This window comes from Pseudomonas sp. SG20056 (assembly GCF_031764535.1).
Taxonomy (GTDB): Bacteria; Pseudomonadota; Gammaproteobacteria; order Pseudomonadales; family Pseudomonadaceae; genus Aquipseudomonas.
In genome coordinates this window covers 1,786,298-1,805,350 of sequence record NZ_CP134499.1, presented here as the reverse complement: position 1 = coordinate 1,805,350, position 19,053 = coordinate 1,786,298, and the positions used below count along the sequence as shown (strand labels likewise).

Here is a 19,053-nt window from a genome sequence, read left to right as displayed (position 1 = left end):
GTAACTCCTAATGAACCCCAGTGTGTTAAGCAGTATTTCAAACAACAACGGTGTAGCGCCGCATCAGTTCAGGTAAGGGGACCAAGAAGGCTCTCGAACTTCGCCTTGAGCGGTAGGAAGAGGGAGCCTCACGCGTCCATTGGTGGACGCTAATACCAAGACTCCCCGACCCTGCTGGCGGGTGGCGTAGATTACCATGGTGCCGTTAGGCGCAACAGTAGGCGACTCATCCAGACTGGTGTCTGAAAGTATCCGCAAATTGCCGCGCTGCAGGTCTTGCGCCGCCACTTTGAACACGGTGTAACCATCCTGGCGGTGGATCATGACCAGGGTCTTTTCATCAGCGGAAAGTTTCGGGTTGGCGTTGTAGTTACCGATAAAGGTCACACGCTCTGCCGAACCACCATTGATGTTGGTTTTATAAATCTGCGGCTTACCGGAACGATCCGAGGTGAAGTAAAGGGTCTGACCGTCCTTACCCCAGAATGGTTCGGTATCAATCGATGGCTGATTGGTCACACGGCGCAGCTGGCGAGTGCCCATGTCCATCACGTAGATTTCCGGGTTGCCGTCACGCGACAGCACAAACGCCAAGCGGTTACCGTCCGGCGACCAGGCTGGCGCGCCATTCAGGCCTTCAAAATTGGTGATCTGCTCGCGGCGACCGGTATCGATGTGCTGCACGAAAATACGCGGACGCTTCTGCTCGAACGAGACGTAAGCGATACGACGACCATCCGGAGCGAACGATGGCGAGAGGATCGGCTCACGCGACTGAAGCAGAGTTACTGCACGTGCGCCGTCATAGTCGGAGCGCTGCAGGGTGTAGCGAGTGTTGTTGACCGCAAAACGCTCGGCAGTCACATACAACATGCGCGTCGAGAACGCGCCTTTGACACCAGTGAGCTTCTCGAAGGACTGATCGGCGATATGGTGCGCCATGTCACGCAACTGGTCGACACCGCCACCCACGCTGCCGGTCATGACCTGCTGCTGAGTAGTAACGTTGAATAAGGCGAACTGGATCTGCAGACGACCGGCGTTCGGCACAATGTTGCCGACCAGAACATACTGTGCGCCCAGAGCTTGCCAATCGCGGTAGATCACTTCAGTGGCCTGAGTCGGCAGGCTGATCATGTTCTGCCGAGGGATAGGCTCGAATACACCGGAGTTACGCAGGTCATTGCCGATGATTTCAGCCATATCCTCAGGCAACACGGTGCCGCCTTGCCAGCCAAAAGGCACCACAGCGATGGGCGTGGCACGGTCGGTGCCACTGCTGATCACCAGTGGATCAGCGGCCTGAACGGTGCCGACCAGCATGGTCAGACCGAGCAGAACAATACGCATCAGGGTATTCACAGACCTAAATCCTCCGGTTTGAAGACAGCGCGACGCTGCCGGTAAAGGCGATCAAAAGTGGCGCGGTCCAGCTGCTGCATTTCGGCAATGCGACCGACGTTGCGTACCGCTTGCACGGCCGAGTTATCAAATGGCGAGTCACCACTGGAACGCGTCACGCTGGCATTGGTAATGGTGCCATCGGGCAGCATTTCGATCAGTACTTCTACGCTCATGCCATTACGCGCCGATGGCGGGCGGCGCCATTGCTGGCTGACCAGCATAACAATCAGATCATCCAGACTGCCGGCAACTTCATCGCCAACGGTATCGGCAATTGCCTGCTGGCGACCGACATCTTCAGACAGCAACTCGGCCAGTGCGGCAGCTTTTTTGTCTTCTACCGCTTTACGTTGGGCCGCTTCTGCCGCTTTCTTCTTGGCGTCATCAGCCTTTTTCTTCTTTGCAGCCTCTGCAGCAGCTTTCTTCTTCGCCTCTTCAGCAGCTTTTTTCTTGGCATCTTCGGCAGCTTTTTTCTTAGCTGCCTCATCCGCCGCTTTCTTCTTGGCGACATCGGCGAGCTTCTTCTGCTCGGCGGCCTTTTTATCGGCGTCAGCCTTTTTCGCGGCTTCTGCTTTCTGAGCCTCTTGCGCTTTCTTTTGTTCCGCTGCCTTGGCCGCTACTTTTTCCTGCTCAGCTTTTTTCTGCTCAAGCTGTTCGGTTTCATACACCGGGGCAGTGGTCTTCTTGGTTTCGCCCGCGATCTTCTGATTGGTCTGAGTAGTGGCCTGACTCTGCGACTGCAGCTTGTACAGGGTCGCCTGCACCACCGGTTTGGCCGGCGGCAGGTCCGGGGCAAAGGCAAAGCTGACGAACAACATGGCAAACATGATGACGTGCAGCCCCACAGCCCATACGACCGGCCAGAACAGACTTTCCGAGGGCGAACGCTCGCGCTGGTCGTGCATCAGGGGGCCTCGGTAATCAGCCCGACGTTACCCACGTCAGCCTGCTGCAAGCCACCCATGGCCGCCATGATGGTGCCGTAATCAACAGTCTTGTCGCCGCGCACAAACACCTGCACCTGCTTACCGGTTGCGCGGCTCTGGCTGATGATCGCAGTCACCGCACGGGTCATTTCTTCCAGGGTCAGCGCTTGGTCCTGCACGGTATCGACATCAACCTCGGTGCCCATATTCCAGAAATAGGTCTTGTCGGCCTTGATGGAAATAGTCAACACCTGAGCGTTATTGTCCTGCGGCAAGACCTCACTGCTGACTTGCGGCAGATCGACCTTGACCCCTTGATTGAGCATCGGCGCGGTCACCATAAAGATCACCAGCAGTACCAACATCACATCGATGTAAGGCACCACGTTCATCTCGGCGACGGGCTTGCGTCTGTTGCGAATTCTGGCCATGGCTTAAAACCTTTCGTAAAGAGTGCCTAAGGCTTAGTCGTCGCTGGTGTGGACTTTGCGGTGCAGAATCGCCTGGAACTCATCGGCGAAGGTGTAGTAACGACCGATCAGCATTTCGCCACGGGCAGCAAAACGGTTGTAGGCGATAACCGCAGGAATCGCGGCGAACAGACCGATGGCAGTGGCGATCAGCGCCTCGGCAATACCCGGCGCCACAGTGGCCAGGGTTGCTTGCTGCACCTGAGCCAGGCCACGGAAGGAGTTCATGATGCCCCACACGGTACCGAACAGACCGATATACGGACTGGTCGAGCCAACGGTGGCAAGGAACGGCAGGCTCTGCTCAAGCTTCTCTTCTTCACGCGAGATGGCCACACGCATGGCACGCGCCACGGCGTCCATCACCGCATCCGGATCCACACCGGCCTGCTGACGCAGACGCGAGAATTCTTTGAAACCAGCGCGGAAGATCTGCTCCAGACCAGAATCCGGGTCTGGGTTGCTGCCCGCCTGGCGGTACAGCTTGGACAGATCAATGCCCGACCAGAAGCGCTCCTCGAAATTATCCAGAGCACGCTTGGCCGCACGCAGCAATGCGGTGCGCTGAAAAATCATGACCCACGAAGTGACCGAAGCGGCCACCAACGTCAGCATTACCAGTTGCACCACCAGACTGGCGTTGCTGATCAGACTCCACATCGACATGTGGTCAACGGCGTTGGCTTCCACGCTTACTCTCCTGCTCTAGATGTACCCGCGCCGCCCTGCCCGGCAAAGGCCGTGTGCAGAGTTTGGGGAATGGCCCGGGGTTTCAAATTGTCGGCGCGCACACAGGCCACCATAAACTGCCCTTCACACAGCAGCACATCATCCGTTACCCGCCGGACCTGTTGACGAAAACGCAGGCTGGCACGGTTTAATTCAATGACTTCAGCGCTTACCAGCAACTCGTCGTCGAGCTTGGCTGGCGCGTGGTAGCGCGCTTCAGCCGAATGCACAACGAACAACAGGCCCTCCTCGGCCAACGTCGACTGGAGAAAGCCCAGATCACGTAGGCGCTCGGTACGAGCCCGTTCCATAAATTTGAGGTAATTGACGTAGTAGACGATGCCGCCTGCATCGGTGTCTTCGAAATAAACCCGACAACGATGGGTGAACGGCGTAACTCCGTTTTGCGCGCGCATACTCTAGTGCCAGCTCCCGATCTTGCCAATCGTCTTCGACAAGTATTTTTTCTTAGTCATCATCACGCCCAAACAAGTCCGCCGTGGGCAGTTCGCCCATGCGTTTGGGCACATTCAGGCCAAAGTGCAAATAGGCATGCCGGGTGACGACTCGGCCGCGTGGGGTGCGCATGATATAGCCCTGCTGAATCAGATAGGGTTCGAGCACGTCTTCGATGGTGTGGCGCTCTTCACTGATGGCAGCAGCCAGATTATCGATACCCACCGGACCACCATCGAATTTCTCGATCATGGTCAGCAGTAGACGTCGGTCCTGGTGATCGAAGCCACGCTCATCAACATCCAGCAGATTCAACGCCAGGTCGGCAATCGGCCGGGTAATGTCGCCCTGCCCGCGCACTTCGGCAAAATCACGCACGCGGCGCAGCAGGCGATTGGCAATCCGCGGCGTACCGCGCGCGCGACGGGCAATCTCGAAGGCGCCATGGGGCTCGATCGACAAGCCAAGAATCCCTGCCGAGCGCATGACGATGGTCGCCAGGTCTTCGGTGTTGTAGAACTCCAGGCGCTGGACAATACCAAAACGGTCACGCAGTGGATTGGTCAGCATGCCTGCCCGCGTGGTCGCACCGACCAGGGTAAACGGCGGTAGATCGAGCTTGATCGAACGTGCGGCAGGACCTTCACCGATCATGATGTCGAGCTGGAAATCCTCCATCGCCGGATACAGCACTTCCTCGACAATCGGTGACAGGCGATGAATCTCATCGATAAACAGCACATCGCCCGGTTCAAGATTGGTCAGCAGCGCCGCCAGATCACCCGGCCGCTCCAGCACGGGACCCGAGGTGCTCTTGATCGAAACGTTCATTTCCTGGGCGATGATATTGGCCAGGGTGGTCTTGCCCAGGCCGGGCGGCCCAAAGATCAGGGTGTGATCGAGCGCTTCGCTGCGGCCACGGGCGGCCTGGATAAACAGCTCCATCTGCTCGCGCACGCTCGGTTGACCGATGTATTCGGCCAGTTTCAGCGGGCGAATGGCACGGTCAACCTGCTCGTCGCGGTCACGACTGGTGGCAGTAATCAGGCGATCAGCTTCTAGCACTTAGACCATTCCCTTCAGGGCTCGACGAATCATATCTTCACTGCTCAAACCGTCTTCCTTAATAGCTGAGACGGCGCGACTGGCTTCCTGGGGTTTGTAGCCGAGCGAAATAAGTGCACTGACAGCATCATTCTCCGCGCTTGTGACTGCGCTAGCACCGCGAGGTTCCACCACCAGAGTCGACATGCCTGGCACGGTTTCCCAGGCTTTGAAGCGATCCTTCAGCTCAACCAGCAGGCGCTCGGCGGTTTTCTTGCCGACCCCCGGGATTTTCACCAGCACCGAGGTATCTTGCGCCTGCACACAACGCACCAATTCATCGACCTCCAGCCCGGACATCAAGGCCAACGCCAGCTTCGGGCCAACGCCGTTAAGGCGGATCAACTCGCGAAACAGCTCGCGCTCGCGCTTTTCAAAAAAGCCATAGAGCAGGTGTGCATCCTCGCGCACCACCAGATGGGTGTGCAGGGTCAACGGCTCACCCACTGCGGGCAAACGGTACAGGGTGGTCATGGGCACTTCCAGCTCGTAACCCAAACCATTTATGTCCACAATCACATGGGGCGGCTGCTTTTCCGCCAGGGTGCCACGTAAACGTCCGATCACCGCTGCTTTCCTTAAAAATCACGTTACAAACGAAGGCGACCGGCGCGCCGCTTGGCACCGACCAGACCATGGGGAATCAGACTCTGCCGATGGTGGGCATGACACAGGGCAATCGCCAGGGCATCGGAGGCATCGATCTGCGGCTTCTGCACCAGTTTGAGCAAGTGCATGACCATCAGCTGCACCTGCTCCTTATCCGCCCCGCCGGTGCCGGCAATCGCCTGCTTGACCTGGGTGGCGGTGTATTCGGCAATATCCAGCCCCGCTTCGATACCCGCGACGATGGCCACGCCGCGCGCCTGACCAAGCTTAAGCGCGGAATCCGGGTTGCGCGCCATAAACACCTGCTCGATGCCCATGGTCACCGGCCCGTAGGTTTCAATCACCTCGCGCACGCCGCGAAACACCACTTGCAAACGCTCCGGCATCGAACCGTTGCCCGTACGAATACAGCCAGAGGCAACATATTCGCAGTTGCGCCCGGTATCACGCACCACGCCGTAACCGGTGATACGCGAGCCCGGGTCGATGCCAAGGATCAAGGTCATGCCTTCCGCCCACTCAAGGCACCAGCCACTTAGCCGGCACACTGTCTATTTATCCAGCTCGCGAGTATAGAGCTCGCCTGCACCCACGTCATCCAGGTACAGACTATAAAAAGTGACCGCACATCATTCATGTCGGATCAAGGCGATCTAAGACTCAGCAACTTGGCAAGCCAGCCATAAAAAAGCCGGAGCGCTCAGGCCAATGACCTGAATACCTCCGGCTCTGCTCTGCCCGCAAACAATCAGCCAAGCTGCTCCATGAGCTCGTCAGGAATCTCAGCGTTGTGATAAACCTCCTGCACATCATCAAGGTCTTCGAGCATGTCGATCAGCTTGATGACTTTCTGCGCAGTTTCCAGGTCGGTAATCGGTGCACTGATCGACGGGATCATGGCGATTTCCGCCTCAGCAGCCTTGAAACCAGCCGCACTGAGCGCCTCGTTGACCCCATGGAAATCAGCAAAGCTGGTGGACACCAGCGCCGAGCCGTCCTCGGCCATTTCCACGTCATCGGCACCGGCCTCCAGCGCAGCTTCCATCAAGGCATCTTCGCTCACACCTGCAGCAAAGCTGATCTGCCCTTTGCGGTCGAACATATAGGCCACCGAACCGTCAGTACCCAGGTTGCCGCCGCACTTGCTGAACGCATGCCGCACTTCAGCGGCCGTGCGATTGCGGTTGTCGGTCATGGCCTCAACGATGATTGCCACACCGCCCGGCGCGTAGCCTTCGTAGCTCAGCTCGGCAACGTTGTCGGCTTCGTTATTACCAGCACCGCGGGCAATGGCGCGGTCGATTACATCGCGCGACATGTTGTTGGTCAGCGCCTTGTCCACCGCCAGGCGCAGACGCGGGTTGTCCGCCGGGATCGGACCGCCATGTTTGGAAGCGACCGTAAGCTCACGAATCAGCTTGGTAAAGATCTTGCCGCGCTTGGCGTCCTGACGCCCTTTGCGATGCTTGATGTTGGCCCACTTGGAATGACCAGCCATAACTCACTCCGGTTGTTTCACATTCAATTTCGAGGCATGAGAGTTCGAGTCTCTCAGGCCGCTATAAAGAAGAAGCCTGGTAAACCAGGCTTCTTGTGACGCTTTATTCCGCTTTCGGCTGCTCGCGCAGGCGAATGTGCAGTTCACGCAGCGACTTGTTATCCACCTCACCCGGCGCCTGAGTCATCACGCAGGCCGCGCTCTGGGTTTTCGGGAAGGCAATCACTTCGCGGATCGACTGCGCACCGGTCATCAGCATCACCAGGCGATCCAGACCGAAGGCCAGACCACCATGGGGCGGTGCGCCGAACTTCAGGGCATCAAGGAGGAAGCCGAACTTCTCCTGCTGCTCGTCTTCGCTGATGCCCAGTACACGGAACACAGTCTGTTGCATGGCCTTGTCGTGGATACGAATCGAACCGCCACCCAGCTCGGTGCCGTTCAGAACCATGTCGTAAGCACGCGACAGCGCGGCCGCCGGGTTGGCTTCCAGCTCAGCCGGGGTGCACTTCGGCGCGGTGAACGGGTGGTGCATGGCGGTCAGGCTGCCGTCATCGTTCTCTTCGAACATCGGGAAGTCGACAACCCACAGCGGCGCCCACTCGCAAGTCAGCAAATTGAGGTCGTGGCCCAGCTTGATGCGTAGAGCGCCCAAGGCCTCGCTGACGATCTTGGCTTTATCCGCACCGAAGAACACGATGTCGCCATCAACAGCGCCGACGCGATCAAGGATCACATTGATATTGTCCAGCGGGATGTTCTTGACGATCGGCGACTGCAGGCCCTCGACGCCATTGGCGCGCTCGTTGACCTTGATGTAGGCCAGACCTTTGGCACCGTAAATACCGACGAATTTGGTGTATTCGTCGATCTTGCTGCGCGGCATGCTCGCCCCGCCCGGTACGCGCAGCGCGGTCACGCGGCATTTCGGGTCGTTGGCTGGGCCGGCGAAGACTTTGAAATCAACATCTTTGAGCTGATCCGCCACGTCCACCAGCTCCAGCGGGTTACGCAAATCCGGCTTGTCGGAACCGAAACGACGCATGGCCTCTGCCAGAGTCATGTGCGGCAGCTCGCCGAACTCAACGTTCAGCACCTCCTTGAACAGCTGGCGAATCATCTTCTCGGTGATGGCCATGATGTCGGCTTCATCGAGAAAACTGGTCTCGATGTCGATCTGGGTGAATTCCGGCTGACGGTCAGCACGCAGGTCTTCGTCGCGGAAGCACTTGGCGATCTGATAGTAGCGGTCGAAGCCAGCAACCATCAGCAGCTGCTTGAACAACTGTGGCGACTGCGGCAGCGCGAAGAAGCTGCCGGCGTGGGTGCGGCTTGGCACCAGGTAATCACGCGCACCCTCAGGGGTGGCACGGGTGAGGATCGGCGTTTCCACGTCGAGGAAGCCGTTGTCATCCAGGTAACGACGGATGCTGCTGGTGATGCTTGAGCGCAGTTTCAGCTTGGCCGCCATTTCCGGGCGACGCAGGTCGATAAAGCGGTAGCGCAGACGGGTTTCTTCGCCCACATCGGTGTATTCGTTGAGCGGGAACGGCGGAGTTTCCGCTTCGTTCAGCACTTCCAGCTCATAGCCCAGCACTTCGATAGCGCCGGAGGCCATGTTGGCATTGCCGGCACCAGCCGGACGCAAACGCACCTTACCGGTGATCTTGACCACGTATTCACTGCGCACTTTATCGGCAGTGGCGAAGGTCGCCGCACGATCCGGGTCGAATACCACCTGGGCCAGACCTTCACGGTCACGGATGTCGAGGAAAATCACCCCGCCATGGTCACGACGGCGATGTACCCAACCGCAAAGGGTGACTTCCTGGCCGTCCAGGCTCTCGTTCAGTTGGCCGCAATAATGGCTGCGCATCATGGTGGTGGTCGCTTCTCTTGAGTCTTTAATTCGTTGGGCCGCAGTGACTGCGACGCTCGTGGGCCGGTCAACCGGCTGGCGCAGGCGCCATTTTCCGCAATTGTGCTGCCTTTAAGGGGCGCGAAACGATCAGCGGCGCATACGCAGCCCACTGTTCGCCCGACAAAACGCGGCAAAGCGCGGGATTATATATGGTTAAGCCGCCACTTGCAGCCGCCGCCCCACGCGCTTTTCCCAGCCCTTCCTATACTCAGGCATGCAGCACCTGACCGTCGAATAATGGAGAGGCTTATGGCCACGCCGAATCTGGCTGAAATCCCCAGCGATTTGCTGGCAGATTTTCGCCTGGAATCCAGCGAGCAATTCCAGCGTTGCGAACAATTACTGATCGAGCTTGAGCACGCACCCGACGACCGCGAGCGCCTGCGCGAGCTGTTTCGCCTGGTGCATACCCTCAAGGGTAACCTGGGGTATATCGGCCTGGACTCGCTGATGAGCGTGCCGCAAGCCATGGAGGACGTACTGTCCTGCCTACGCGAGAGCCAGCTGCATTTCGACAGCCTACTAGGCGATATCCTTCTATTAACCCTCGACCACCTCAAAGAGCTGATTCAGCACGCGCTCGGCGGTGCGCCAGCACAACTCAGTGCGACCCAAAGCAAGGCGCTTAGCCAGGCACTCAGCGCTCTGGCAATAGCCCCAGCAGCGCAACAAACTGGCCTCCGCAGCGCACTGTTGCAACAGCTCGACCCCAGCTCAAAACCGCCTACCGCCATTGCAACCGACGAACCTGCAGCTGCGGATTTGCTCAGACGCTACGGCATCGAACCCGACGCTGACCTGCTGTTCTTTGTCGACCTGATGCAAGCCAGCGAACGCCGCTCGCATTTCTGGCAAGGACGCGGCCTACGCCAGCTGGACCTAGGCCTGGCGATCAACCAGCTGGGCGGTAATCCGGAGCGACCCGAGCAATTGGCGGCAGCCATCTGCCTGCACGATCTGGGCATGGCCTTTCTGCCGCTGGACATGCTGCACAAAGAGGCGCATTTCAATCGCGAAGAACGCCGGCAGATGCAGTCACACCCGCGCCTGGCCTACGACCTGCTCAAACGCATGCCCCGCTGGGACGCAGCAGCAGAAATCACCCTACAACATCAGGAGCATGCCGACGGCAGCGGCTACCCCAAAGGCCTCAGGGAAATCGAAACCAGCCCTGGCGCCCTGATCATCAACATCGTCGACACCTTTGACGCCCGTACCCATGAGCGCGCTCATCAAACCCTGAACAAACGCCCATTGCTGCGTGCCATTCTGGAAATCAACAACCTCGCCGGACGGCAGTTCAGCGCACACTGGGTTGAGCTGTTCAACCAGACACTGCAACAACACCCAGAGCTGGCACACCGCTAAGCCCTCGAAAAATTGAACCCACGCCAAGCAATAGCCTCCAACCATCACTTTCATTGATATAAACCACGATAAAGCTCGGTAAAACCCATGGTAGTCTCTGCCCATTAGCGGGCAGCCAAGCCCCGAGCCACCTGAGAGGAGAAATGGTATGGAAATCAATATCGGTATTGCCGAACAAGACCGCGCCGCCATCGCCGAAGGCCTATCGCGCCTGCTTGCCGACACCTACACCCTGTATTTGAAAACCCACAATTTTCACTGGAACGTCACCGGCCCGATGTTCAACACACTGCACCTGATGTTTGAGGGCCAGTACACCGAACTGTCGCTGGCTGTCGACCAGATTGCCGAGCGCATCCGCGCACTGGGCTTCCCGGCACCCGGCACCTACGCCGCCTACGCCCGCCTGTCCTCCATTAAGGAAGAAGAAGGCGTGCCGAACGCACAAGACATGATCAAACAGCTGGTTCAAGGCCAGGAAGCCGTCGTGCGCACCGCTCGCGGCATCTTCCCCCTGCTGGACAAAGTCAGCGACGAGCCTACCGCGGACTTGCTGACCCAGCGCATGCAAGTCCATGAAAAAACCGCCTGGATGCTACGCAGCCTCCTGGCAGCCTAGGTAAATCATGTAAAAGGCCCGTACTCACGGGCCTTTTGCTAGGCGCTTGCCCAGCAGCTGTTCTATGCTTTGGTCAATTGCAACTTGGCCACAGTGACGTGCATGAACAAACCCGCTAAAGCTCCCAGCATTCTGGAACTGTACCCCGAGGAAACCCGCGACGCTGCGGCGCTTCTGAAAAAGGCGGTACCGTTGATGATGCGCCACGATATTCCACCTAACCCAGTGCATTACGCCCTCTGGTACACCTACAGCAAAGGTCTGGAGCCCGAACTCAATCGTCGCCTGGACAAGACCGTCGCCGACTTCGACAGCTTCCCACCGGAGACTGCGGCCAAGCTGTTTCGCGACTACATCATCCATGGTGAACTCGAAGAAGCCCGCGCCGGCCAACAGCAGGTGATTGAGCTGGTCGATGATATCGAAGGCAATGTGTCACGCAGCATCATTGGCAGCCGCAACTACCAGGCCAGCCTGGAACATGGCCTGGCGGCATTACAGGAACCCATCATCGATGACCTGCCGAATGTCCTGAACGAGCTGCAGCACAGCACGCAACTGATGCAGGACCAGCAGGACAAGTTCCTCTATCGCCTGAATGCCGCCCAGCAAGAGATCAAGAGCCTGCGCAGCCAGCTCGAACGCGCACATATCGCTGCAACACTGGACAGCCTGACCCAGGTCTTCAACCGTAACGCTTTCAGTAGATTGCTGGAACAAACCCTGAGTACTGAGCATGATGGCGTCGCTCTGGTGATGCTGGATATCGACCATTTCAAACAGTTCAACGACCAATACGGCCACCCACTGGGTGATCGCGTACTGCAGCACGTTGGCCAATTGTTACGCGACCTACTACCGCCACGCGCCATGGCTGCGCGTTATGGCGGTGAGGAGTTCTGCATCATCCTGCGTGATTGCTTTGACAACGCCACGGCTTACGCCTTTGCCGAACAACTACGCCTGAAGATCCAGTCACTGCGCATCAAAGTGCGTCGCACCGACGAAGTACTGGATAGCATTACCGCCTCCTTCGGCTTCGCCCTTGCAGAACAAGGCGATACGCTGGAAACCCTGCTCACCCGCGCTGACGATGCGCTTTATCAGGCCAAGCGCGATGGACGCAACCAGGTAAGCCCCATCCCGAGTGAAACAGCGCTCAGTGCTTGATTGAGAACCCCACCTCTTTACTGTTAAATACGCCCCGTGCCGCTGAACCATACTCAGGGTTCAGCGCATAGGCTGGCACCACGCGCTTTTAGTCCTCCCCCGCAACGCCAAATACGCGCAACCAGCCCTCCTGTTGACTCTTTAAATTAAGCGAGCTCATCGAACATGTTGAAAATTGTCCACCTTCTGACGGGCGCTCTCGCCCTGCTGCTTTCTTTTGCTCCATCCTTCGGCAACACACCAGATTCATTCTTAGAGCAACCCAACGCACTGTGCCTCGCCCTGTTCGGGCTGCTGAACCTGCTGCTTGCCCCACAACTACCCATCTGGCACGCCGGCCTGCGCCATCAAGCGCAAAACCTGGTGTCCGCGTTACTGGTACTCGGCACCCTGCTACAAGCTTTGATTCTGCTCGCCCCACTGCCCGTCATTGCCAACCAACCGGCCAGCCTGTTCAGCCTGCTGATCATCTCTGCCGCTGTTGTCGTACACCTAGCGGCCAATCTACGCCTAAAATCGCGCAGCACCTCAAGCTCGCAAGATCTGGGCGACCGCGAAACAGGTACCGTAAAGTGGTTCAACACCTCGAAGGGGTTCGGCTTTATCTCCCGTGACTCGGGCGACGATATTTTCGTGCACTTTCGTGCCATTCGCGGCGAAGGTCACCGCGTCCTGGTCGAAGGCCAGCGAGTTGAGTTTGCCGTGATGCAACGTGACAAAGGCTTGCAAGCCGAAGATGTCATCGCCGCACTGCCCGCTCGGCGCTAAATGCCACAACGCAAAAGACCCGCACACCGCGGGCCTTTTGCGCTTTATAACCAATCAATAATGGGGCGGTGGCGCCTCATCCTCAGCCATACCGAACTGCGAACTCACCTCATCCTGGCGCTTAATCAATGCTGCTACCTGCAGCTGCAAACGCTCAAGAAGTCGCTGCTGCGCCACCAATGCATCGTTGAGTGCCTGAATAGTGTCGTCCTGAAAAGCCAGTCGGCTTTGCAGATCGTTGATGCGCTCTTCTATTTCCACCAGTCAGCTCTCAGCAAAACAAAAATCCCCGGTCAAAACCAGGCGTAAGCGGGCTTTCAACGCCGCAAATTGTTCAGGGGTATACGCCTGCGCAGGGTGCCTACCCCAAACGGGCGCTGGCCACGCCGCATCCTCACGGCGCCGCACGATGACATGCATATGCAGCTGACTGACCACATTACCCAAGGTCGCGACATTCATCTTGTCTGCCGCAAAACAATCCTTGAGCACCTCTGCAAGTGCAGTGCTTTCCCGCCATAGCTGCAGCTGATCAGCCGCATCCAACTGAAACAACTCACTGACATCTTCACGACGCGGCACCAGAATAAACCAAGGGTACTGCACATCATTCATCAACAGCAGACTGCATAACGGGTAATCACCCAACCAAACAGTGTCCTGCTGCAACCGCGAATCCAGAACAAACATAACCATCTACCTTTAAGAAAAACCCACTACCTCAGTTCTGGCTGAAGTCGAACAGATCAAGCAGCGACACCTATAGACCTGACCAGCCTACTGGTAGCCAAACCAAAGCCAGTAAACACCGGCAGTACAGGATACGCCGAAGCTGAAAACACGGCACCCTCGATCACCCCACCCCACGCACCAATAGACAGCACACAACAGAACCACCTCAAACAAGCGCACCAAAACTGTTCCCTTCGGTAATCCCCACGCAGCAGCCAAATGCCGCACGACCACCACATGCCGGCAAGCGACTGAAAACAGAGTAGAAAGCGCCCACAAAAACACCTTTCACTGACAACAAAATCAGAGATAACCGCTAAAAAACTACCGACAAACCACTACAAACCCCGAAAACAATGGCCACACAAGCAAAAACCAGGATAAAAAATTGGCTTTCCGGATTTTGTGCACGACTATTGCTTAGTAATCCATGACGAATCGCACTGCACCGTTTAGCTGCCGCAGGCAACCGGCGAGCAGGCGCAAAATCCGTCAGCATTGACTTCGAGTACGCCAGCAGCATCTACAAAAATGCGACATGATTCATAAGCTTTTGCGACACAGGCGTGAAGAAATCGTAATGAATAGATTGCAACTATCGCCAACATTGGCAGCGTGCTATAAGTTACCGCCGACACAAAAAGAAAGAGTCGTCCATATAACAAACAGCCGGACGGCGCAACTTTTCTAAACCAAGGAGCAATCACGATGCAAGTGATGAAGTGGAGCGTAATCGCCCTCGCAGTAGCAGCGGGCACCACCCAAATGGCAGTGGCTTCCAGCCAGTCCGAATCCAAGGGCTTTATTGAAGACAGCAGCTTCAATATCTTCAACCGCGCTCTGTACCATAACCGTGATTACAAAAACGGCGCAGACACTACCACCGACAACGCATCAAGCAAGCGCAATGGCTACAGCGAAGAGTTTGGCCTGGGCATCCGCCTGATGTACGAGTCCGGCTTCACTCAGGGCACGGTTGGCGTGGGTGTAGACGCTCACTCGCTGAGCAGCATCAAGTTGGATACCGGCAAAGGCCGTGCAGGCATTGGTCAATTCTCCAAGAATGGCTCTGGCGAAGCAGAAGATACTCAGAGTGAAGTAGGCGGCGCGATCAAGTTCCGTATCTCTGATACCGTTCTGAAATATGGCAACCAGATTGTTGGCAGCCCAGTATTCTCTACGGACGACAGCCGCATTCTTCCAGAAGTTGCTACTGGTACTCTGCTGACCAGCAACGAAATCGAAGGCCTGGAATTGACTGCCGGTCGCTTCACTGCGATCAGCCGCCAAGCGCCTACCGGTCGCGATGGCCGCGAGCTGACCGAAGCCAACATTGTTGGCGCCAGCTACAGCTTCACTGACAACTTCAGCGGTGCCATTCACGCATCCGATGTTGAAGATCACTTCAAGAAGCAATATGCCAACCTGAACTACAACCTGCCCCTGGCTGAAGACCAAGGCCTGAACTTCGACTTTAACTTCTACAGAACCAATGACGACGGCCGCAAACTGTCGGGCGAAGTGGACAACAAGATCTGGAGCTTGGCAGCAGCTTACTCCTTGGGCGCACACAAATTCACCCTTGCCCACCAGCGCTCTTCTGGCGACACCGCTTATGCCTATGGCGTTGACGGCGGCGGCACCATCTGGCTGTCAAACTCGGTTCAGTACTCTGACTTCGACCGCAAAGATGAGCGTTCCTGGCAGGTTCGTTATGACCTAGACATGGCCACCTACGGTGTACCAGGCCTGAGCTTCATGACTCGCTATATCACCGGCGACAACATCGACTACGGTGTTGGTGTTGATGAAGGCGAAGAGAACGAATTCAACTTCGAAACCAAGTATGTAATCCAAGAAGGCGCAGCCAAAGACCTGTCGTTCCGCGTACGTAGCGCCATCTACCGCGCCAACAACTCGCAGAATGCCAACTATGGCTCCGACAACAACGATTTCCGTCTGATCGTTGAATACCCACTGAGCGTTCTGTAATTCAGACCGTTTAGCTGGTAAAAAAGCCCGACCTAGGTCGGGCTTTTTCTTGCCTGCTAAAACTTACAATGGCAACGCATAAGTCCCCGTTACATGCGCCACCAACTCTTCTTCATTACCCTGCGAATACACAGACACTTCGCAAACAGCCTGCCTGCGACTTAACCTCAATATTCGCGCCTCGGCTAATAGATCGACTGGCTTTGGCTTAACCAAAAAGTTGATATTCAAATTAGACGTCACGGCCATTTCCACCCGACCGAGACTGCCCAGCACCACCGCATACATCGCCGCATCTGCCAGCGCCATAATGGTTGGCCCTGACAAGGTGCCGCCGGGTCGAATCAATTTGCTGTGAAATGGCACCCGCGCCAGTGCACCTTCTGTGTCGAGCCGATCAATACACAGGTTGATGTCTTCTGCCATCGGTAGCCCCGCCCGAATCAGCGCCTGCACCTGTTCCGCCGTCAATATCGACACACTCCCCTCCTTTTATAAGCACACGCCGTCATCCTGTACGCATCTGTACAGGCACCGTACAATGCGGGCCATTCAAAATCTCTTGCAACCGACAGAACAGCCAAATATGCGTACCAGCCAGTTCCTGCTCTCGACTCTGAAAGAAACCCCGTCCGATGCCGTGGTGATTAGCCATCAGCTGATGCTGCGTGCCGGCATGATCCGCAAGCTGGCTTCTGGCCTATATACCTGGCTGCCCATGGGCCTGCGTGTGCTGCGCAAGGTTGAGAAGGTCGTGCGCGAGGAAATGAATGCCGCCGGCGCGCTGGAAGTGCTGATGCCCGGCATTCAGCCAGCAGAGCTGTGGCAGGAATCCGGTCGCTGGGAGCAGTACGGCCCTGAGCTGCTACGCATGAAGGATCGCCACGGCCGCGATTTCTGCGCAGGCCCAACCCATGAAGAAGTGATCACCGACCTGGCGCGCAATGAGCTGAACAGCTACAAGCAGCTACCAATCAACCTGTATCAGATCCAGACCAAGTTCCGCGACGAGATTCGCCCGCGCTTCGGCCTGATGCGTGGCCGCGAATTCATAATGAAGGACGCCTACTCCTTCCATGTCGACCAGGCTTCGCTGCAAGAAACCTATGACCGCATGCACCAGGCCTATTGCAACGTATTTACCCGTCTGGGCCTGAACTTCCGCCCTGTGCAGGCAGATACCGGCTCGATCGGTGGTACTGGCTCCCATGAGTTCCACGTACTGGCCGACTCCGGCGAAGACGATATCGCCTTCAGCGACAGCTCCGATTACGCCGCCAATATCGAAAAAGCCGAGGCAGTTCCGCGCGAAGGCAGCCGTGGCGCGGCGACTGAAAGCATGCGTATGGTTGAAACCCCGAACACCAAGACCATCGACGCGTTGGTACAAGGCTTTGGTCTGGCCATCGAGAAAACCATCAAGACCCTGATGGTGCACGGCGCGAAAAAAGGCACCTTGGTCGCCTTGATCGTACGTGGCGACCACGAACTCAATGAGATCAAGGCCGCCAACCTGGAACTGGTTGCCAGCCCGTTGGTTTTCGCCAACGAAGCCGAAATTCGCGCAGCCATCGGCGCTGGCCCTGGCTCGCTAGGCCCGGTCAATCTGCCGATCCCTTGCATCATCGACCGCTCGGTTGCTCTGATGAGCGACTTCGCCTCCGGCGCAAATATCGACGACAAGCACTATTTCGGCGTCAACTGGGAACGCGACCTACCGTTGCCGGAAGTAGCGGACCTGCGCAACGTGCTGGCAGGCGACCCGAGCCCGGATGGTAAAGGTACCCTGGAAATCAAGCGCGGCATCGAAGTCGGGCATATATTCCAACTGGGCACCAAGTACAGCGAAGCGCTGAACTGCCAGGTGCTCGGCGAAAACGGCAAGCCGGTCACGCTGACCATGGGCTGTTATGGCATTGGCGTTTCCCGCGTAGTGGCGGCCGCTATCGAACAGAACAATGATGACCGCGGCATTCTATGGAATGACGCCCTTGCGCCTTTCCATATCGCCCTGGTGCCGCTGCGTTACGAAACCGATGCCGTGCGCGAAGCCACCGACAAGCTGTATGCCGAGCTTACCGCTGCCGGTTTCGAAGTACTGCTCGATGACCGTGACAAAAAGACCAGCCCGGGCATCAAATTCGCAGATATGGAACTGATCGGCATCCCGCATCGCATCGTAGTCAGCGATCGCGGCCTGGCCGAAGGCAACCTCGAGTACAAGAGCCGCCAGGAAACCGAAGCCCAGGCAGTGCCTGTGGCCGATATCCTGAGCTTTATCCAGGCCCGCATCAGCCACTGATCTCAGCCCCTTTAGCAAGAGTCGTCATGTTCAAGCGAAACACCCTCAGCCTCATCGCCATCCTTGCGGGTGGCTGTCTGCTACTCAGTGGTTGCGCCAACCAGTTGCCGCAACGCAGCGAGCATGAGGAGCGCGTCGAGCGCAAACTGCTCGATCACAGCCTGCAGATCGATGTGGGTGAACCACGCGTGCTGGAGTTGCCGCAACGCCGCGTGCGCGTGCATGAGCAGAAGACCTTCGAGGTCACGGCGTTTGATGTGACACGCCGCTACGACCGTTACACCCCCTACCAACCTTGGCGCGAACTCTATGAAGTACCGCTGGGAGCACTGGCAGTGGTCGGCGGCATCGGCGCCAACGTGTTGAACGTGGTACTGCTCGGCAGCCTGCCGGATAGCGTCACCAAAGACTGGATCAGTTATGGCTTTGCCGGGCTTAACCCGGCAATGAACGTCGAATCGAACGGCCGCTCACAGCAGAGTCTCGCCAGCCTCGAAGAGCGCCGCCAGGATGCGCGCATGGAGTATTCCAGCCTGCCGTGGGCCGAACGCCCGGTACGGGTCAAGGCCGGCGAACAAAACCATGAACTGCTCACAGACCGTAACGGCATCCTGCGCCTGAACCTGCTCGACAGTCCGTTTGCCGAAGAGGATGTCACGCGCATCAGCACCCTGCTGCTGACAGTTGAAGATGATCAGGGCTCGGCGCGCGCCGATGCCTCACTGCTGGTCAGCCGTACCTTGCGCGGCAAGCTGCAGGAAGCCCACGACTTGATTTATGACGACCTTGAGGGTGATGACGTTGCCCAATGGGTGCACCGAGTCAAACGCCTGTCGGAACTGGGCCTGGAAGAGGAAGCCAGCGAACTTGAACAGAGTCTGATCGAACTGACGCGCAACGATCCGGAGCTGCAGAAAATCTTCCTGCAAGCCCTGACCAAAGACGCCGGTCGCCTGGTCGCCGACCCTGGCAACGACTGACGCAT

The 19,053-nt window shown here is 57.4% G+C and carries 20 protein-coding genes and 1 pseudogene; 8 read left to right on the top strand and 13 right to left on the bottom strand.

The features are described from left to right. Positions 1-63: 63 nt before the first annotated feature. The 10 genes from tolB to aspS form a co-directional block, all read right to left on the bottom strand. Complete coding sequence (tolB, locus tag RHP75_RS08700; protein ID WP_311091433.1) at positions 64-1,362, bottom strand: Tol-Pal system beta propeller repeat protein TolB; 1,299 nt, start codon at positions 1,360-1,362, stop codon at positions 64-66. Then, the gene (tolA, locus tag RHP75_RS08695) at positions 1,359-2,309 is read right to left on the bottom strand and encodes a cell envelope integrity protein TolA (RefSeq protein ID WP_311091432.1); all 951 of its coding nucleotides are present in this window, start codon (positions 2,307-2,309) and stop codon (positions 1,359-1,361) included. Before tolA ends, tolB begins: the two co-directional genes overlap by 4 nt. Next, positions 2,309-2,761, bottom strand: coding sequence for a protein TolR (gene tolR / locus RHP75_RS08690; RefSeq protein ID WP_311091431.1), 453 nt, complete (start codon positions 2,759-2,761; stop codon positions 2,309-2,311). The genes tolA and tolR overlap by 1 nt, the downstream gene beginning before the upstream one ends. A gap of 33 nt (positions 2,762-2,794) precedes the next feature. Continuing rightward, positions 2,795-3,490 (bottom strand): protein TolQ, encoded by a 696-nt coding sequence (gene tolQ / locus RHP75_RS08685; protein WP_090385277.1) that lies wholly within the window; start codon positions 3,488-3,490, stop codon positions 2,795-2,797. 2 nt (positions 3,491-3,492) lie between these two features. Then, complete coding sequence (ybgC, locus tag RHP75_RS08680) at positions 3,493-3,945, bottom strand: tol-pal system-associated acyl-CoA thioesterase (protein WP_311091430.1); 453 nt, start codon at positions 3,943-3,945, stop codon at positions 3,493-3,495. A gap of 52 nt (positions 3,946-3,997) precedes the next feature. After that, positions 3,998-5,050 carry a Holliday junction branch migration DNA helicase RuvB gene (gene ruvB / locus RHP75_RS08675; RefSeq protein WP_311091429.1) on the bottom strand — a complete coding sequence of 351 codons (1,053 nt, stop codon included), beginning with the start codon at positions 5,048-5,050 and terminating at the stop codon, positions 3,998-4,000. Further along, entirely contained in the window at positions 5,051-5,656 is a 606-nt protein-coding gene (gene ruvA, locus RHP75_RS08670) for a Holliday junction branch migration protein RuvA (protein WP_311091428.1), read from the bottom strand. A gap of 23 nt (positions 5,657-5,679) precedes the next feature. Next, positions 5,680-6,204: a crossover junction endodeoxyribonuclease RuvC gene (ruvC, locus tag RHP75_RS08665; RefSeq protein ID WP_160015117.1), complete on the bottom strand. Its 525-nt coding sequence runs from the start codon at positions 6,202-6,204 to the stop codon at positions 5,680-5,682. Positions 6,205-6,446: 242 nt separating this feature from the next. After that, positions 6,447-7,196 (bottom strand): YebC/PmpR family DNA-binding transcriptional regulator, encoded by a 750-nt coding sequence (locus tag RHP75_RS08660; protein ID WP_311091427.1) that lies wholly within the window; start codon positions 7,194-7,196, stop codon positions 6,447-6,449. A 103-nt stretch (positions 7,197-7,299) separates the two neighbouring features. Then, complete coding sequence (gene aspS / locus RHP75_RS08655; protein ID WP_311091425.1) at positions 7,300-9,075, bottom strand: aspartate--tRNA ligase; 1,776 nt, start codon at positions 9,073-9,075, stop codon at positions 7,300-7,302. A 291-nt stretch (positions 9,076-9,366) separates the two neighbouring features. Between aspS and RHP75_RS08650 the strand changes: the two genes are divergently transcribed. The 5 genes and pseudogenes from RHP75_RS08650 (at position 9,367) to RHP75_RS08630 (ending at position 13,042) form a co-directional block, all read left to right on the top strand. Beyond that, complete coding sequence (locus RHP75_RS08650) at positions 9,367-10,485, top strand: HD domain-containing phosphohydrolase (protein WP_311091424.1); 1,119 nt, start codon at positions 9,367-9,369, stop codon at positions 10,483-10,485. 148 nt (positions 10,486-10,633) lie between these two features. Continuing rightward, on the top strand, positions 10,634-11,104 hold the full coding sequence (locus tag RHP75_RS08645) for a Dps family protein (protein ID WP_167144942.1): 471 nt from the start codon (positions 10,634-10,636) through the stop codon (positions 11,102-11,104). A gap of 102 nt (positions 11,105-11,206) precedes the next feature. Continuing rightward, entirely contained in the window at positions 11,207-12,274 is a 1,068-nt protein-coding gene (locus RHP75_RS08640; protein WP_311091422.1) for a GGDEF domain-containing protein, read from the top strand. Between the two features lie 165 nt (positions 12,275-12,439). Then, positions 12,440-12,712 (top strand): annotated as a pseudogene (locus RHP75_RS08635) (cold shock domain-containing protein membrane protein); the annotation flags it as partial. Positions 12,713-12,817: 105 nt separating this feature from the next. Continuing rightward, positions 12,818-13,042: a cold-shock protein gene (locus RHP75_RS08630; protein WP_169852850.1), complete on the top strand. Its 225-nt coding sequence runs from the start codon at positions 12,818-12,820 to the stop codon at positions 13,040-13,042. Between the two features lie 54 nt (positions 13,043-13,096). On the opposite strand, the gene RHP75_RS08625 is transcribed toward RHP75_RS08630, so the two are convergent. After that, the gene (locus RHP75_RS08625; protein ID WP_160015123.1) at positions 13,097-13,303 is read right to left on the bottom strand and encodes a SlyX family protein; all 207 of its coding nucleotides are present in this window, start codon (positions 13,301-13,303) and stop codon (positions 13,097-13,099) included. 3 nt (positions 13,304-13,306) lie between these two features. Beyond that, positions 13,307-13,732 carry an HIT domain-containing protein gene (locus RHP75_RS08620; RefSeq protein ID WP_311091421.1) on the bottom strand — a complete coding sequence of 142 codons (426 nt, stop codon included), beginning with the start codon at positions 13,730-13,732 and terminating at the stop codon, positions 13,307-13,309. Positions 13,733-14,482: 750 nt separating this feature from the next. On the opposite strand from RHP75_RS08620, the gene RHP75_RS08615 reads away from it, so the two are divergent. Next, positions 14,483-15,766, top strand: coding sequence for an OprD family porin (locus RHP75_RS08615; RefSeq protein WP_311091419.1), 1,284 nt, complete (start codon positions 14,483-14,485; stop codon positions 15,764-15,766). Between the two features lie 63 nt (positions 15,767-15,829). Here the strand turns inward: RHP75_RS08615 and RHP75_RS08610 are convergent, their stop codons facing one another. Further along, positions 15,830-16,237 carry a PaaI family thioesterase gene (locus RHP75_RS08610; RefSeq protein WP_311091894.1) on the bottom strand — a complete coding sequence of 136 codons (408 nt, stop codon included), beginning with the start codon at positions 16,235-16,237 and terminating at the stop codon, positions 15,830-15,832. 115 nt (positions 16,238-16,352) lie between these two features. On the opposite strand from RHP75_RS08610, the gene RHP75_RS08605 reads away from it, so the two are divergent. Both RHP75_RS08605 and RHP75_RS08600 read left to right on the top strand, forming a co-directional pair. After that, positions 16,353-18,068 carry a proline--tRNA ligase gene (locus RHP75_RS08605; RefSeq protein ID WP_170050314.1) on the top strand — a complete coding sequence of 572 codons (1,716 nt, stop codon included), beginning with the start codon at positions 16,353-16,355 and terminating at the stop codon, positions 18,066-18,068. Positions 18,069-18,094: 26 nt separating this feature from the next. Next, entirely contained in the window at positions 18,095-19,048 is a 954-nt protein-coding gene (locus RHP75_RS08600; protein ID WP_311091418.1) for a hypothetical protein, read from the top strand. The last annotated feature ends 5 nt before the right edge of the window (positions 19,049-19,053 follow it).

What these genes read in the sequence shown, in the direction of transcription:
- tolA (WP_311091432.1), bottom strand. Translation starts at nt 2,309, where the DNA reads ATGCACGACCAGCGCGAGCGTTCGCCCTCGGAAAGTCTGTTCTGGCCG.
- tolR (WP_311091431.1), bottom strand. Translation starts at nt 2,761, where the DNA reads ATGGCCAGAATTCGCAACAGACGCAAGCCCGTCGCCGAGATGAACGTG.
- ybgC (WP_311091430.1), bottom strand. Translation starts at nt 3,945, where the DNA reads ATGCGCGCGCAAAACGGAGTTACGCCGTTCACCCATCGTTGTCGGGTT.
- ruvC (WP_160015117.1), bottom strand. Translation starts at nt 6,204, where the DNA reads ATGACCTTGATCCTTGGCATCGACCCGGGCTCGCGTATCACCGGTTAC.
- RHP75_RS08660 (WP_311091427.1), bottom strand. Translation starts at nt 7,196, where the DNA reads ATGGCTGGTCATTCCAAGTGGGCCAACATCAAGCATCGCAAAGGGCGT.
- aspS (WP_311091425.1), bottom strand. Translation starts at nt 9,075, where the DNA reads ATGATGCGCAGCCATTATTGCGGCCAACTGAACGAGAGCCTGGACGGC.
- RHP75_RS08650 (WP_311091424.1), top strand. Translation starts at nt 9,367, where the DNA reads ATGGCCACGCCGAATCTGGCTGAAATCCCCAGCGATTTGCTGGCAGAT.
- RHP75_RS08645 (WP_167144942.1), top strand. Translation starts at nt 10,634, where the DNA reads ATGGAAATCAATATCGGTATTGCCGAACAAGACCGCGCCGCCATCGCC.
- RHP75_RS08640 (WP_311091422.1), top strand. Translation starts at nt 11,207, where the DNA reads ATGAACAAACCCGCTAAAGCTCCCAGCATTCTGGAACTGTACCCCGAG.
- RHP75_RS08620 (WP_311091421.1), bottom strand. Translation starts at nt 13,732, where the DNA reads ATGTTTGTTCTGGATTCGCGGTTGCAGCAGGACACTGTTTGGTTGGGT.
- RHP75_RS08615 (WP_311091419.1), top strand. Translation starts at nt 14,483, where the DNA reads ATGCAAGTGATGAAGTGGAGCGTAATCGCCCTCGCAGTAGCAGCGGGC.
- RHP75_RS08605 (WP_170050314.1), top strand. Translation starts at nt 16,353, where the DNA reads ATGCGTACCAGCCAGTTCCTGCTCTCGACTCTGAAAGAAACCCCGTCC.
- RHP75_RS08600 (WP_311091418.1), top strand. Translation starts at nt 18,095, where the DNA reads ATGTTCAAGCGAAACACCCTCAGCCTCATCGCCATCCTTGCGGGTGGC.